13 protein-coding genes are annotated in these 14,143 nt (G+C 62.3%); 7 read left to right on the top strand and 6 right to left on the bottom strand.

All coding sequences use genetic code 11. The annotated features are described in order from the left end of the window. The 5 genes from ACQ4WM_RS08230 to tssF all read right to left on the bottom strand — a co-directional run. The coding region (locus ACQ4WM_RS08230) for an IS4/Tn5 family transposase DNA-binding protein (RefSeq protein ID WP_436546222.1) at positions 1–141 on the bottom strand (141 nt) is incomplete at its 3' end. 64 nt (positions 142–205) lie between these two features. Beyond that, positions 206–1,123 (bottom strand): 3D domain-containing protein, encoded by a 918-nt coding sequence (locus ACQ4WM_RS08225; RefSeq protein WP_436546175.1) that lies wholly within the window; start codon positions 1,121–1,123, stop codon positions 206–208. Position 1,124: 1 nt separating this feature from the next. After that, a complete protein-coding gene (locus ACQ4WM_RS08220) occupies positions 1,125–3,788 on the bottom strand; it encodes a type VI secretion system Vgr family protein (protein ID WP_436546174.1) in 2,664 nt (887 codons plus the stop codon). Further along, positions 3,785–4,846, bottom strand: coding sequence for a type VI secretion system baseplate subunit TssG (gene tssG / locus ACQ4WM_RS08215; RefSeq protein WP_436546173.1), 1,062 nt, complete (start codon positions 4,844–4,846; stop codon positions 3,785–3,787). The genes ACQ4WM_RS08220 and tssG overlap by 4 nt, the downstream gene beginning before the upstream one ends. After that, positions 4,810–6,636: a type VI secretion system baseplate subunit TssF gene (gene tssF / locus ACQ4WM_RS08210; RefSeq protein ID WP_436546172.1), complete on the bottom strand. Its 1,827-nt coding sequence runs from the start codon at positions 6,634–6,636 to the stop codon at positions 4,810–4,812. The genes tssG and tssF overlap by 37 nt, the downstream gene beginning before the upstream one ends. 150 nt (positions 6,637–6,786) lie before the next feature. Here tssF and tssK point away from each other — a divergent pair, with 150 nt between their 5' ends. Beyond that, the gene (tssK, locus tag ACQ4WM_RS08205; RefSeq protein ID WP_436546171.1) at positions 6,787–8,142 is read left to right on the top strand and encodes a type VI secretion system baseplate subunit TssK; all 1,356 of its coding nucleotides are present in this window, start codon (positions 6,787–6,789) and stop codon (positions 8,140–8,142) included. Here the strand turns inward: tssK and ACQ4WM_RS08200 are convergent. Further along, a complete protein-coding gene (locus tag ACQ4WM_RS08200) occupies positions 8,129–9,121 on the bottom strand; it encodes an endonuclease/exonuclease/phosphatase family protein (RefSeq protein WP_436546170.1) in 993 nt (330 codons plus the stop codon). The genes tssK and ACQ4WM_RS08200 overlap by 14 nt on opposite strands. 37 nt (positions 9,122–9,158) lie before the next feature. Here ACQ4WM_RS08200 and ybaK point away from each other — a divergent pair, with 37 nt between their 5' ends. From ybaK to ACQ4WM_RS08170, 6 genes are all read left to right on the top strand, one after another. Then, complete coding sequence (ybaK, locus tag ACQ4WM_RS08195; protein WP_436546169.1) at positions 9,159–9,650, top strand: Cys-tRNA(Pro) deacylase; 492 nt, start codon at positions 9,159–9,161, stop codon at positions 9,648–9,650. Between the two features lie 97 nt (positions 9,651–9,747). Beyond that, positions 9,748–10,395 carry a glycerol-3-phosphate 1-O-acyltransferase PlsY gene (gene plsY / locus ACQ4WM_RS08190; RefSeq protein WP_436546168.1) on the top strand — a complete coding sequence of 216 codons (648 nt, stop codon included), beginning with the start codon at positions 9,748–9,750 and terminating at the stop codon, positions 10,393–10,395. A 48-nt stretch (positions 10,396–10,443) separates the two neighbouring features. Continuing rightward, the gene (locus ACQ4WM_RS08185) at positions 10,444–11,094 is read left to right on the top strand and encodes a DsbA family oxidoreductase (RefSeq protein ID WP_436546167.1); all 651 of its coding nucleotides are present in this window, start codon (positions 10,444–10,446) and stop codon (positions 11,092–11,094) included. A gap of 77 nt (positions 11,095–11,171) precedes the next feature. Next, on the top strand, positions 11,172–11,462 hold the full coding sequence (locus tag ACQ4WM_RS08180) for a DUF427 domain-containing protein (RefSeq protein WP_436546166.1): 291 nt from the start codon (positions 11,172–11,174) through the stop codon (positions 11,460–11,462). A 34-nt stretch (positions 11,463–11,496) separates the two neighbouring features. After that, positions 11,497–12,459, top strand: coding sequence for a DUF2157 domain-containing protein (locus ACQ4WM_RS08175; RefSeq protein ID WP_436546165.1), 963 nt, complete (start codon positions 11,497–11,499; stop codon positions 12,457–12,459). Beyond that, entirely contained in the window at positions 12,456–14,105 is a 1,650-nt protein-coding gene (locus ACQ4WM_RS08170) for a GDYXXLXY domain-containing protein (RefSeq protein ID WP_436546164.1), read from the top strand. Before ACQ4WM_RS08175 ends, ACQ4WM_RS08170 begins: the two co-directional genes overlap by 4 nt. Positions 14,106–14,143 lie beyond the last annotated feature (38 nt).

The raw sequence follows: 14,143 nt of genomic DNA, 5'->3' as shown, positions 1-14,143 counted from the left end.
CTTCGGCACGCTCGCCGTAGGGTCAGCCGCAAATCGTTCCATCAAGATCCTCGCTCGTTTGTTCAGGCGCGCGTCGCCCAGGTCAAGTTGGCCAAATTCCGTCTCGGTCCAAGGTGCCGGTGCTGTCGCCAATTCGTCCACGCAAAAGGCGAGAGTAAACCTGAATCGCGGCGAGTTTACAAGGGGCGCGTTAAGTCATTGAATGTCAACGCATTTTCGCACCGGCTAGGCGGCGGTCTGGACTTGTGTATAACGAGGTGGCTTTTACCACAGCGGCACCTGCGCCAAGAAAGTTGTCAATATGGTAGGCGCGGATCGCACTACCTTTGTCATCTGCGTAGCGAGTTCCCACACCGTCGATATCGACTTTTGCGTGCGCCGGAATGACACTGATATCAACTGCCATGGAATGATTTTCCCTCACTGTTCCGTACTTTCCTTCAACGCTTTGAACATATCTGAATGAGGTGCCGGTTTGCGATGCGACGCGGTCAGGAGCACCTCTTGCATTCCGATGCCATCCACCAATTAACTGGGTCAACGCAATATAACGTCCGTCAGTATCTTTCCCGGTACCTTGCATTGGCACCCCTCTGGCGCTGTACAAAAAATCTTCTTTGTGTTTTTCTTTTAATCCATTGGCTGTAACCAGAGGTCCAGAAAAATCGTTTTCGTCACAAACGTTGTAGCCAGTAATTAAAAATAAATCTTCATACCACGCATCTTTAAGCGTGATATTGAAAGTGGGAGATGTTACACCTGAGGTGGTCACATTCAGTTCGATGGTCCCAGAGTCGCGAGTTTCAAGTGTAAAAATCAATTCTCCACCGGAGTCTGATTTTTCATGGATAATAACGCTATCTGCTGGCCTATTGGTTTTCACACTGAGGGAATGATTGCTTACTTTGGCTCCGTTGGAATGCATGGTCAGGCAAGCTTTGAATTTCAGGCGATATAATATTTTTCCGTCTCTGACTCTTGCATTTGAAGGAATAATTGGCAAGAAATCTGAGAATTTGTTTTTTTTAATTGAAATAGAGCAAACTATGTCATCCACGGTGACTTTGACTTCTGAGCCCGTTACTGAGTTGGTCTTGGCGGTGGCGATAATTGTCTCACTCATGTCACACCTCATCAGCCAGTAATGTCAAGGAAAGCTCGGTCGGCGAAGACGTATAAACCCTTTCGGTCATCCCTTCTTCATCGCTTATGCCTTCCCAGCAGGTTCCGTCAGCAGCGGTAATGCGATATCGCTTGTTGGCAATCGGAGTCTTGCAATCTTTTGCCACCAGACGAAATTGCTCATCAAATGATCCCAAGGAAGTTGAATTCCTTAAATGAGGGTCCAGTGATGGCGCATCCATGCTATCGGGACCCGGCAAGCTGTGGCTTATTGCATGTGCAACGAAAGTGCCGGTCGTGCCCAGTTCGATGCCCTTGGCGCCAAACCGGGCATAGCTGCCGCCGCCGTTGATCACCACTTCCTCTTTGGCGCTGATGGTGATGCGGTTGGCCGTTTGTGTGATGTTGAGCTTGGCAAGGATGTTGACGCTGTCCGTCAGGGCGCGTACGTCGATATCGCCGGCGGCCGCCACCAGGCGCATGCCGGCCTGCTGCACGAAAAGGCGCAATGCCTGGCGCACGCTGGCAAACAGACTGGCGCCGCTGGCAATCGACAGGTCCTGGCCGGTGGTAATGGCCGCATGCTGTTCGCTGGCCAGATGGGTGCTGCCGCGCGTGGTGGCGGCGATGCCGGCCGGACTGGCCAGCACCAGGTGCGGCGCGGCCAGTTGAGGAAAGCCGCCTTTGCCGCCAGCGCCACCCTTGATGCTGTCATTCTGCGCCTTGATGGCGGTGAGCACGTTGGCCTGATCTTCGCCGTCCTGCGTGCCGGCTTGCTTGGCCAGTTGCGCCAGCGCATCCTGCTGCGCATGGGCGGTGTTCAGGCGCAGCTGGGTCTCGCCCATGTCCTTGCTGTGCGAGGCACCGTTGGGCCGCGCTTCGGTAGTGATCAGCATGCCTTTGTTGGCGCGCGCCACGCCCCAGGCGTTGGTCGCCAGCTCCCAGCCTTCGCCGCGCGCGTCCATGCGCCCTTCTGACGTTTCAATGCGGGTGATGCTGCCCAGAGAGAGCTGGCTGTGTTGATGGTCGCTTTTGAGCTGGGCCTGCAGCGCGCCTTTGGTGTCGTCGAGCACCAGGTGGTTGCTGCCGCCGTCGCCGCCGGCGCCCAGTTCGCGGCTGCGCATGCCCGCCAGCGCGCGCTGCGCCGGCAAATGCCAGGGTGGCATCTGCTCGCGGTTGTAGACGACGCCCACGACGATGGGCCGGTCGATGTTGCCGTCGAGGAACTGCACCACCACCTCCTGGCCCACCCGCAGCAAACACATTTGACCGAAGTACTGGCCGGCCATCGGCATCATGACCCTTATCCAGGGCGAACTGGCCTGGTCGAAGGTACCGAGCCGATCCCAGTGAAATTGCAGTTTGATACGCGCCAGTTCGTCGGTATAAATATCCTCGCCGGGTGGGCCGACCACGAGCGCCGTCTGTACGCCGGGATGGGGGCATGGCGCGCTGTTGTGGTGGCGCCCCGGTCGCCAGCGCAGATCGCGGCGGACGCACACCATGCTATTGCTGTATTCGGATTTGGCGTGCGGGCCGGCCGGGTAGTTGTTGCTGGCGGCATGCTCGACTGAGACGATCAGATAATCGCGCCCGGCGATGGCCGGCTTGATGTCCTGGCCGCGCGCCGGCGCTTTGGCGTCGCCGCTGAAGTGGCCGCCCAGTTTGAAACTGCGGCCCGGCTGCGCGGCGCGGTCGTTGCCGCTGGCCTCGAAATACTGGGTGTGCCGGTCGCGTTCTTCCATGCGGCGCTGCGCCAGCAGCTCGCCGGCGCGCAGATCCGGGTAGCCGTAGGCGCCCGTGTTTTCATAAAGTTCATGCGCGTCTACCTCGCCCTGCCGGTTCAGCGAACTGCCGCTGACCAGCTGCGGACGCGGGCTTTTATAGTTGAAACTGGCCAGTGTGAGCTTGCCGGAACCGAGTTGGCGCACCGCCTGCCACGCATGCAGGCCATCGGCTTCTTGCGAGCCGGCCTGGGCCCGAAAGGGCATCACGTCCCCCGGCGCGCTGGCATGGGCGTCGTCAATCGGTTCGGCCAGGGTGGAGTCGTCGGCGAGTATCAGGGTATGACCATCAAAGCGATGCTCGTAATGGTAGTACAGGCTGGCGTCTTCCCAGCGCCGGTGCAGATGGTTGTAGTCGCTCTCGTTATACTGGTTGGCGCAAGTAATTTTTTTGTCGTCGCAAGCGGGACTCAGGCGGGTCTGCCAGTCGCGCTGGCGGTAGTGGGCGAAGGTGGTCTCGGTCAGTTCGATCACGCTGCGATGGTGGAACGAGGCGTTGTCCTGGCGCAGCCTGGCAAAGGCCAGCCACGGCGACAGCACCATTCGATAGTATGCGAAGCCGCCATCGGTACGGACAAAACGGAAGCTGCCGACATAGCCGTTCATGTGGCGCAGGGTGCCGTTTTCGCGCACCAGCGCAATCGTGACCATTTTGCCCATCATGCTTTTGAGGGGGATGCGGGCATCGTCCGACAGCACTTCGGCCTCGATGCGAAAGTCGCGCGACAGCTCTTCGCGCATCGTGATTCTGTTGACCAGCATGACGGTATTGGCCGGGCCGTCCTGCTGCGGAAAGTCCATGCGCATCAGCCGCCTGGCCTGTGATTGCTGGCTGAAGGCGGACAGCGCGGCCTTGGCGGCGTCGATAATATTGCTGGTCATGCGGCCTCCTTCAACTTTAATAAATAGCCGGCCGAGTCCCTGGCGACTGTGCCATCGCGACGCGGCATAAAGGCGTCCCAGTTCAGGCGCCGCGCCGCGCCGGGTTTGCTGGTCAATACCAGGCGCCGCACGCACGAAGGCCGGAACAGGACGCGCACCTCGAATTGCAGATGCCGCAGGCCGAACATCGCCACCCTGTGCGCCAGCGCGGTGGCGGTACTTGCGCGAGGCATAAAGCGTTCGGCATCAAGCTGGTCGAGCGGGCCGATATTGAGCCGCACGCGCAGGTCCCTGCGCCGCAGCCTGCCGCCCAGCGACGCGCCGGCACCGAGCCGGGCAACGGCGCCACCGAGCTTGCTGCGCTGGCTTGCCGGAATGGGATCCCAGGCTTCGACGAACGGTTCGAGCGCGACCGGCACGCCGAAGTGATGTGTCAGCACGCGTGACACCGAACTTCCCGCCACCGGCCGGCTACGCAAGGTGGCGGCGTGGAAGCCCGCCATATTGCAGGCGGAGTCGCTCGCGCCGCCGGGCAGCGTGTCGCGGCTCAGCCCTGCCAGCGCCATCAGCAGAGGCAACTGCCGGTCGTCGCCACCCATGTCGATGCCGTGCTCCAAACGGTATTTCCCCCAGGCCTGGAAAAACATGGCCACCAGGCGCTGCGACAGCAGGTCGATAAATGCGCGCGCGCTGTCGTCACCATCGCGGCGCTGCGCGTCGGCGATCCGTTCCGTGCGATGCAAAGGGAGGCCACCGTACACGCCCGACAGGCCCAAAAACGCTGGCGTGATGGATAGTGCCGCGTCCGGCGCGTCGCGCATGGCGTTATCGGCAGGGCAGGCCGACAGCGCCTCGATCTGGCTGGCCGAAAAACCCAGCGACAGGCTGTTCCGGAAGCGCAGCATCTGGAACAGCGCATGTTTGTCATCCGGCGCAAGACCGGCCGTGCGCAGCCAGCGCACCAGGATGCGCACGGCCTGCACGAACTGGTAGCGCTGCGGCGCGTCCAGCAGGCCCTGGATCACGCTAACGTCTGGTAGCCGCTTCTGGGTTTGCATCGGATAAGCTCCTTGCCGGATTGTCGGGACAGCACGACCAGTTCGATAAAGCTGTTGACCTGTACGTACAGGCCCAGGAACTGGTCGATGACCTGCACGAACAGCAGCAAGCCGCTGCCCACAAAAGCGTCTTCGTCGAGCGTGATGCGCATTTCGGTGCCGTGCACCAGCGCGGTGCCATGCCGGTGCCGCATCCAGGCCACCGTGTCCGCCGGCTGCAAGCCGGTGATACCGTCGATCTGGCGCCGCGAAATCGGTGACTGCTGCAGGTCGTGCAGAGCCAGCATTTCACGCAAGGCCGGCAGTCCGCCTTGCGACAGTGCGCAGTGATTCACCGTCAGGTGGGAAATCAAACGCCATTGCCCGCTGCCTTTGGTAAAACGGCAACTGCGGCTCGGCCGGCGCAGCAGGTGCACCAAATAGCTGTCGGCGTCGCGCAGCGGCGTAAGGTCGCCGCCAGCCTGGCCGTATTTCAGCGCATGCGGCAAGTCGCGGTTGGTGCAGGTCAGGGCAATCGACAGGCTGGTTTTTTCCACCACCATGGGATTGAAATCGCCATCGATCACGGTGATGCGTTTTTCATGGCCGGGGCTGAGGGCGGCCAGGCAGGCGTCATCGCGCAGCACCCAGTATTGCCCCTTTTTCTCGCCGGTCGCCTCGCCATGGCGCAGCGAATAAAACGGCCGCAATTCGGTCACCACTTCGTTCTGTCCGCGCCGGCGCACCATCCTGACCGAGTCGATCGAGTAGATCTCGAACGAGGAGGCGTGCGCGGCATCGGCCACCACCGCATAGTCGGCGGCGAACTGCGTGACAGAGATGGGCTGGCCCGGCCTTTGGCACAGGTTGACCACCGGGCTGCAACCGAGCAGCAAATTGGCCACCGACAGGCTGGCCAGCATGCGCGCGCGGGACGAGTCGGGCCGCATTCCGTCCAGGGCCACATGCAGCGTGAAGCGGCGGCATCCTGGCGGCAGCAGCGCACGCACGGGCGCCAGGTCGATATCGAAAAAATTGAATTTTTCGGGGAAAACGAAATACTCGCTGAGCACCCGGTAAGCCACAGGCGAACGCGCGTCAAACGGAATCAAGGCTTCGTCTTCGGCAAAACCAACCGGCAGCAATGGCAAGCCTGGCAACGCCACCCAGCGTCCCGGCTCGGCTTCCACATGGGCGCACACGGCGCGCATGAACAGGACGTCGCGCAGGGCCGCGCAAAACGAGGGTTCGCCATCGATGAACACGCGCAGGCTAGGCAGGCTGGCCGGCATGGCGCCGTCGATAACGATGCTCACGCCAGCGCTGGCGGAAGGAGGCAGGGCGACGCCGGAGGGAGCGCGCAGCACAGCATCAAAACGGGCGGCGGACAAGCTGACCGGCGCGAGCGTAATGTCGTAGGCGGTCCTGAAACAGCAGCGTACGCCGTTGACAGTGCCACTATCCATCTCGGTGCCGCGCGCGATGGTCAGCAGCGGCGCCTCGCCCGCCGACCTGACGGCAGGGTAAGTGGCGCGAGCGATGGAACAGGAAGGGAAGGGCCGCAAGTAGTGCGGAAACAGGGTTTCCAGCAGCGCTTCGGTCAGTTCCGGGTAGCTGTCGTCAAGCCGCTTGGCCACGCGCGCCGACAGCAACGCGACCGACTGTATCAGTTGTTCGACATGCGGGTCCGGGCAGGTATCGTCACCGAGCTGCAAGGCGCCGCCGACCCTGGGATAGCGCTCATGAAATTCGCGGCCGAGACGGCGCAAGGCCACCAGTTCACGCTCGAAATACGGCAGCAGATCGTCCATCGGCCTCTCCTTGCGCGCCACGGACAACCGCCGTGCGCAGATGAGCCAGTATCGGCCTTGCAATGGCAAATATATTGCGATTACGCAACATTAGTGGCCGGGCGCAGCGTCACACTCCCTCGACCATCAATGTATTTTTATGGAGAAAACATGAGCATTGCCTTGAAAGTCTTGTGGGCTGAAGGTCTGACGCTCGATGCACAGCATTTCCAGCAACTGGACCTGTATCACGAGGCGCATTTGCGCCATATCGCCGCCGCCATCAATCCCTGCGCCTGGGGCGTGCAGTTCGCCCGCTGGGATCTCGATTGCGTGACCAGCAACACCTTGCAGGCGCAGGCGCTGACGCTGATTTTCAGGGACGGGGAAGTCTGTCAGGCGCCGCTGGCCGATGAACTGCCGCTGGCGGTCGACCTGGGCCAGTTGCCTGCGGACGAGCACAGCTTTGTGTTTTATGCGGCGCTGCCCGCGTTCAAGGCACACGGTGGCAATCTGGCCACTGATGCAGTGAGCTGTGATACCAGCCGCTACGTGCCCTTCGACGCGCAAACGCAGGACCTCTACACCGATGCGCTGAGCAGCAACGTTTCCTACCTGCGGAAAAAACTGCGGCTGCTGTCGCATCTCGATGTGCGCGATGCCCATGACTGCATCCCGGTCGTCAAGCTGCGCCGCAAGGACGACGGCCGGTTTGAAATCGACCCGACCTTCATGGCGCCCAGCCTGTCGGTCGAGGTTGATCCTGCCATGCGCGACATGTTGCGCAGCCTGCTCGGCAAGCTGAGCGCGAAAGCCGAGGCGCTGTATCGTTTGCAACGCCAGCCACGGGGAAACGCCATCGAGGCGCACAGCGGCGACGTGACCTCGTTCTGGATGCTCGGCACCGTCAGCGCCGCGCATGCCTCGCTGGCGCACTGCGCCAGGTCAGGCCACTGCCATCCGCAGCAGCTGTTCGAGAAAATGACGGCGCTCGCTGGCGAGCTGATGGCTTTTTCACGGCAATATGCGGTAGCGCAGCTGCCTGTCTACCACCATGAGCATCCGGCGCCCGGCTTCGACGCCTTGAACACCATTATCGGTGAGTTGCTCGATACAGTGGTGTCGTCACGCTACGTCGTCATTCCCCTGGACTTCGACAAGGAACGTGGTCCGTACTACCAGGGCAAAATCGCCGCCACGCTGACGGAACGCAAGGCGGGCCTTTACCTGGCCGTTTCCGCCCATATGCCCGCGCTCAACCTGGTCGCGGAAGTGCCGCGCCAGTTGAAGATCGCCTCGCCGCATGATATCGAGGCCTTGATCCGCAGCGCCTTGCCCGGATTGCAACTGGTGCACATGGCGCAGGTACCGATGGAGGTGCCGGTTCGTCCGAACGCCTATTATTTCTCGATTGACAGCCGTGGCGAACTGTACGAAGCCATGATGAAGTCGCAGGCGATCGCCATCTATGCGCCCAGCACCTTCACCGACCTGCGCCTTGAACTATTCGCCATCATGCATCATTGACGATGTTCAGCAGCTTGATGCGCGCCACCACCTGCCCATGGTCCGACGCCTGCGGCAGCGCCTGCAGCAAGTGGTCGTTCACATACAGCACGTCCTGCACGGCGCCGATGGCGCGTGGCGAGGCGGGGTGGAAGTGTTCGGAGACGAGGATATGGTCGATCGTCATGTACATGCTGTCATGTACATTGGTATAGCCCACATGGCGCAGATAGTCCTGGCGCAGCTGGATGGCGTTGCAGTCGTACAGGCGCTCGCGCATTTCCGGCAGGTCGGCGCCCGGCTCGCACGGTGCGCCGGCGCCCATCACGATGGAGGTGGTGACGGCGCTGGCGATATCGTTGAAGTCGCCCAGCACGATACAGGGCCGGCCGCTGGTGCCCAGGTCGCTGACCAGCACGCGCAGCGCCACCGCTTCGGCGCCGCGCCGCTGCAGCGAGCGCAAATTGGCCAGCGCATAGCTGCGCGCATCGGCGCCCTCGCCATGGCGGTAGTCGGGCCGGCGCGACTTCAGATGCACCACCAGCACGTCGGTGATCTGCCCGCATGGCAAGATCACCTGCGCATGCAGCGGCGGGCGGGCAAAGCGCGACAGGGTGGCGTCTTCCGGGTGGCCTTCGGCCGGCATCGCCACGCCGGCGGGAAAGTCGGCATACGCCACGCTGGGGCCGGCCAGCGGCAGGCGCGATACCAGCGCCACGGTCGGCAGCAGGCGTTGCGGGCCGTCCGGCGAGTCGTAGCCGGCTTGCACGGCGTCGCGGTAGTGGCGCGTGCGCGAGAGCACGTCGCGCAGGGCGGCCTGCGAGAACACTTCCTGGAAACCGATCACGTCGGCGTCCAGCAGATCGATCTGGCGCGCCGTCCATTCCGCCTTGGCGTCGTATTCTTCAAGGCTTAACGGGGCCAGGTTGTCATACAGCCTGGCGCCCGGCGGAGCAAGATTGCAGACATTGAAGGTGGCAAAGCGTATTTCTTGCTGCATAATTAGCACTCCTCACTGAATGATCAGCGTATCACGCATGGCTAAAAAAGAGCATATTTCAGAAACCCAGGCGACGCAGCTGCTGCGCAAGCACCAGGTCGCCTTTGACGAATGTCCGTATCCGTATGAAGAACACGGCGGCACCAGCGTCTCGGCGCGCGAACTTGGCGTGCCAGAACACGAGGTGATCAAGACCCTGGTGATGCAGGACGAGGCGGCCAAGCCGCTGATCGTGCTGATGCATGGCGACTGCAAGGTATCGACCAAGAACCTGGCGCGCGCCATCGGCTGCAAGTCGGTAGAGCCTTGCAAGCCCGAAGTGGCGCAGCGCCATTCCGGCTACATGATAGGCGGCACTTCGCCGTTCGGCACCAAAAAAGCCATGCCCGTCTACGTGGAAGAAAGCATCCTGGCCTTGCCGCGCATCTATATCAATGGCGGGCGGCGCGGTTTTCTCGTCGCGCTGGCGCCACAGGTGCTGCTCGACGTACTCAAGGCCAAGGCGGTGCATTGCGCCTTGCACGATTAAGGAAATCCACGAGCGCCCTGTGCATGCTCCAGGCGCTCGTGTATATTCTGCTGCGCCAGCCTGGAGGCCGGTAGCAATCACATAACAAAGGGAAGAAATGAATCCAGTAATCACAACCTTGGCGATGACAGTGGCCGCTTACTTGCTCGGCTCGATCTCGTTCGCCGTGGTGATGAGCAAGGTGTATGGCATTGCCGATCCGCGTACCTATGGCTCGAAGAATCCGGGCGCCACCAACGTGCTGCGCAGTGGCAACAAGGGCGCCGCCATCATGACCTTGCTGGGTGACGGCGCCAAGGGCTGGCTGGCGGTGTTCCTGGCCGACCGGTTTGCGGCTGACCTGGGCGTGGGCGACACCGCCGTGGCGCTGGTCGCCATCGCGGTATTTTTAGGCCATCTGTGGCCTGTATTCTTCCGCTTTATCGGCGGCAAGGGCGTCGCCACGGCGCTGGGCGTGCTGCTGGGCATTAATCCCTGGCTGGGCCTGGCGACATTGGCCACCTGGCTGATTATCGCCTTTGCCTTTCGCTACTCCTCGCTGGCGGCGCTGGTGGCGGCCCTGTTCGCGCCGTTCTACTACGGCCTGCTGTTTGGCGTCGATGCGATTTTGCTCTCGGTGGTGATCATGAGCGTGTTGTTGGCCTACCGCCACAGCCAGAACATCGCCAACTTGCTTGCGGGCAAGGAAAGCCGGATAGGCGCGAAAAAAGACGCGGCAAAAGCGGCGGGCAGCAAGAAAAAGTAAAATCAGGGGACTTCCACTGACTTACCACTCACTTGCAAAGGGTTCACCATGTCCGTTACCCCCATCCGTATCGACTTCGTCTCCGATGTCTCCTGCCCCTGGTGCGTGATCGGCCTCAAATCCCTGGAGCAGGCGCTGTCCACCCTGCAAGACACGGTGGCTGCCGAAATCCATTTTCAGCCGTTCGAACTGAACGTCAACATGGGCCCCGAAGGCCAGGACATCGGCGAACATATCGCCGAAAAATATGGTTCCACGCCGGAACAGATGGCGCAATCGCGCGAAGCGATACGCGCGCGTGGCGAGTCGCTCGGCTTTACCTTTTCGATGGACAAGCGCGGCCGCATCTACAACACCTTTGACGCGCACCGTCTGCTGCACTGGGCCGAACTGGCCGGGCGCCAGCGCGAATTGAAAATGGCCCTGTTCGACGCCTATTTCACGCAGGGCCAGGACCCATCCTCGCACGAGGTGCTGGTCAAGGCCGCCGACGATGCAGGCCTCGATCCGGACACGGCACTGGAGATACTGACGACCGGCAAGTATGCCGACGAGGTGCGTGCGCGTGAAAAGTTCTACCAGCAAAACGGCATCAGCTCGGTGCCTGCCATTATCATCAACGAACGCCACCTGATCTCCGGTGGCCAGCCACCGGAAGTGTTCGAACAGGCCTTGCGCCAGATCATCACGCAAGAGTAAGTTGCACCAGTGCACCAATGGCGCGCGCCGTTCCTTGATATTCAGGCTACACTTCCATTTCACCGGAGGATAGCCGAATGCCTACAGCAAGCTGGAATGGCGCCGTTATTGCGCAAGCGAGCAGCGATCAGGTACAGATCGTTGAAAACAATGTGTATTTCCCTCTGTCTGCCGTCAGCCAGGATTACCTGCGTGCCAGCGGCCACCAGACGACTTGCCCCTGGAAGGGCATCGCCAGCTATTACGACCTGGTCGTCGATGGCAAGGTGAACGAGAACGCGGCCTGGTATTACCCCGAACCCAAGGCGGAAGCCCGGCAGATCGCCGGCCATGTCGCCTTCTGGCGCGGCGTGGTAGTCGAGCGCTGACCAGCAATCCTTCTTTTTACTTCGAAAGCAGACGATGGATCTACGCCTCGCCGTGTATCAACTCGCCTCGGCCAATCAGCTCGATGCCGCGCAAACCCGGCAACTGCAGGAACTGGCCGGCTTCGGGCACGAGCCCAAAGGACTGTCCTGGTGGCTGCCGCGTGGCGTGGCCGTACTGGGCGCTGCCTTGCTGGGCCTGGGACTGATCTTCTGGATCGCCGCCAACTGGGCAGATTTTGGCCGCACTGGCCGCTTCGCCCTGATCCAGGGGATTTTCATTGCCTCCTGCCTGGGTGCTTTTGTGGCGCCGGCCGCACGCGCGCCGCTGCTGCTGATTGCCATGCTGGCCATCGGCGGCCTGTTCGCCTATTTTGGCCAGACCTACCAGACCGGCGCGGACCCGTGGCAGTTGTTTGCCGTCTGGGCCGCGCTGGCGCTGCCGCTGTGCCTGGTGGCGCGCAGCGATGTGCTGTGGACGCCGTGGATGCTGGTGCTGGCCACCGGCGTCACCTTGTGGATACAGGCCCATGCGCAGCGCAGCTGGCGCATTGAACCCGGAGACCTGGGCATTTATTTCACCGGCTGGCTGGCGCTGCTGCTGGCCTGTGCCTTCGTCTCGCCGCTGCTGGCGCGCTGGACGGGTGCAAAAGCGTGGCCGCTGCGCCTGGGCCTGCTGCTGACCGTGATCATGGTCACCGGTTCGGGCATGGCGGCGTTGTTCAACAGCACCATAGCCTCGCCTTACTGGGCCGGCCTGGCCCTGCTGCTGGTGGCGGCAGCGCTGTTGCTGCTGCCGCAGTTTTTTGATGTGTTTGGCCTCAGTGCCGTGGCGCTGGGCATCAATACCCTGCTTATTTCCGGCATGGTGTCGCGCATGGTCGACGACATGAAGGGCAACGAGATCGGCATCCTGCTGATGATAGGCCTGGTGGCGGCCGCGCTGCTGGCCCTGACGGTGCAGGGTATTTTGTGGCGTTCGCGCCGGGAGGCGCCATGAGCACCGTGAAAGTCACGCCACTGGGCGACCTGGTCCGCGACGCCGTCCAGGCGGGCGTACTGCCTGCCAATGTTGCGCTGCCTGTACAGGATGTGCGGCCCTGGCCGGTGGTGCTGATGACGGCGCTGGGCGCCTGGCTGGCGGCCTTGCCGCTGGTACTGGCGCTCGGTTTCATGCTGGGCAGTTTCCTGGAAAAAGGCGGTGGTACTTATGTCGTGGCGCTTCTGGCGCTGGGCCTGGCCGTCATGCTGATCCGTCCACGCGGCGTGTCGCTGTTTGTCGAGCAAATCGGCGTGCCCTGCCTGCTGGTCGGCGGGGGCCTGCTGGGCTATGCCCTGTTCCGCGACATGGACAATCAGCTCGCTGCGGTGGCGCTGGGCGCTGTCTGCCTGGCGTTTGCCGCCATCTTGCCGCGCGACTGGCTGCGTGTACTGCTGGGCCTGGTCGCCTGCGGCTTGCTGGCGGTGGGCAGCGTCGGCAGCCAGTACCTGTGGTCCTACGACAGCGATGCGGCCACCCTCTACCTGGCGTGGCTGCTGGCGCTCGGTGTGTGGCTGGGCGCGCACTGGTTGCAGAAAAGCACCTTTGATGACGGCAAGGGCGCCGCAGTTGCCGGCTACATCGAATCGGTCTCTACCGGATGGGTGCTGGCCATCCTGCTGGGCCTGGCCAGCTGGTCGGGCAAAACTTTCCTGCTCAGCGCCAGCGTGGGCGACGGCCTGGGCGACGACATGGCCAATGCGCTGAACCGCCATGGCAGCAGCTGGTATGCGCAATGGCTGCCTTTCCTGTCGGTGCTGCTTGCCGTGGCGGCGGCCGCCTGGATGCTGCGTTGCTGGCCGTCGCTGCGCCAGTTGCCGGCGGCCGGCGTGGCACTGGTGCTGACGGGATTGGCATGGTTCCTGCCAGGGCTGGGTCCGGTAATGCTGATACTGGCGTTTTGCGTCAGCAGCGCCCGCCTGCGCGTGGCCGTCGCCGCCGGCGTGGCAGCGGCCTGGATTATCGGCAGTTTCTATTATCTGCTGGCCTGGCCACTGGCCAGCAAGGCGCTGGTGCTGGCAGCCGCGGGCCTGGTGCTGGGCCTGATGTCGGTGCTGGCAGCGCGCGGCGCCATCTTGCCCGCCACTGGTGATCTCGGCACGCAGCCAAGCAAGCCTGGCCGCAAGGCGCAGCTCGGCATGCTGGCGGGGCTGCTGCTGGTGCTGGTGGTAGGCAATGGCGCCATCTGGCAAAAAGAGCAGCTGATCGCCAACGGCGCGCCGGTACTGGTTGCGCTGGAACCGGTAGACCCCCGGTCGCTGATGCAGGGCGACTACATGACTCTCAATTTCCTGAGCATCAGTGCCCTTAATGAGCTGTCAGGCTTCGACGAGTCCGGCAAACGTCCCCATGTGGTGCTGACGCGCGATGAGCGCGGCGTGGCCAGCGTCAAGCGCGTCGATGACGGCACGCCGCTGGCGCCCGGTGAATACCGGATGCAACTGACGCGCAAGGCTGGCCGCTGGACCCTGGTGAGCGACGCCTGGTTTTTCAAGGAAGGCGAGGGCGAACATTTCGGCAAGGCACGCTACGGCGAGTTCCGCGTGATGCCGGACGGGCGCGCCTTGCTGGTCGGCATGCGCGACGAAAACCTCGCGCCGCTGTAGCGAAAAGCATGGAGGCAGGCTCGGCCGTACTGTAAAAT

Source organism: Janthinobacterium longum, from assembly GCF_051380735.1.
Classification (GTDB): domain Bacteria; phylum Pseudomonadota; class Gammaproteobacteria; order Burkholderiales; family Burkholderiaceae_D; genus Janthinobacterium.
The sequence above is the reverse complement of the archived record's forward strand: the minus strand, read 5'-3'. Positions and strand labels throughout refer to the sequence as shown.

Excerpts from the sequence above, each read along its gene's own strand:
- ACQ4WM_RS08225 (WP_436546175.1), bottom strand. The coding sequence starts at position 1,123 with ATGAGTGAGACAATTATCGCCACCGCCAAGACCAACTCAGTAACGGGC.
- ACQ4WM_RS08220 (WP_436546174.1), bottom strand. The coding sequence starts at position 3,788 with ATGACCAGCAATATTATCGACGCCGCCAAGGCCGCGCTGTCCGCCTTC.
- tssG (WP_436546173.1), bottom strand. The coding sequence starts at position 4,846 with ATGCAAACCCAGAAGCGGCTACCAGACGTTAGCGTGATCCAGGGCCTG.
- tssF (WP_436546172.1), bottom strand. The coding sequence starts at position 6,636 with ATGGACGATCTGCTGCCGTATTTCGAGCGTGAACTGGTGGCCTTGCGC.
- tssK (WP_436546171.1), top strand. The coding sequence starts at position 6,787 with ATGAGCATTGCCTTGAAAGTCTTGTGGGCTGAAGGTCTGACGCTCGAT.
- ACQ4WM_RS08200 (WP_436546170.1), bottom strand. The coding sequence starts at position 9,121 with ATGCAGCAAGAAATACGCTTTGCCACCTTCAATGTCTGCAATCTTGCT.
- ybaK (WP_436546169.1), top strand. The coding sequence starts at position 9,159 with ATGGCTAAAAAAGAGCATATTTCAGAAACCCAGGCGACGCAGCTGCTG.
- plsY (WP_436546168.1), top strand. The coding sequence starts at position 9,748 with ATGAATCCAGTAATCACAACCTTGGCGATGACAGTGGCCGCTTACTTG.
- ACQ4WM_RS08185 (WP_436546167.1), top strand. The coding sequence starts at position 10,444 with ATGTCCGTTACCCCCATCCGTATCGACTTCGTCTCCGATGTCTCCTGC.
- ACQ4WM_RS08180 (WP_436546166.1), top strand. The coding sequence starts at position 11,172 with ATGCCTACAGCAAGCTGGAATGGCGCCGTTATTGCGCAAGCGAGCAGC.
- ACQ4WM_RS08175 (WP_436546165.1), top strand. The coding sequence starts at position 11,497 with ATGGATCTACGCCTCGCCGTGTATCAACTCGCCTCGGCCAATCAGCTC.
- ACQ4WM_RS08170 (WP_436546164.1), top strand. The coding sequence starts at position 12,456 with ATGAGCACCGTGAAAGTCACGCCACTGGGCGACCTGGTCCGCGACGCC.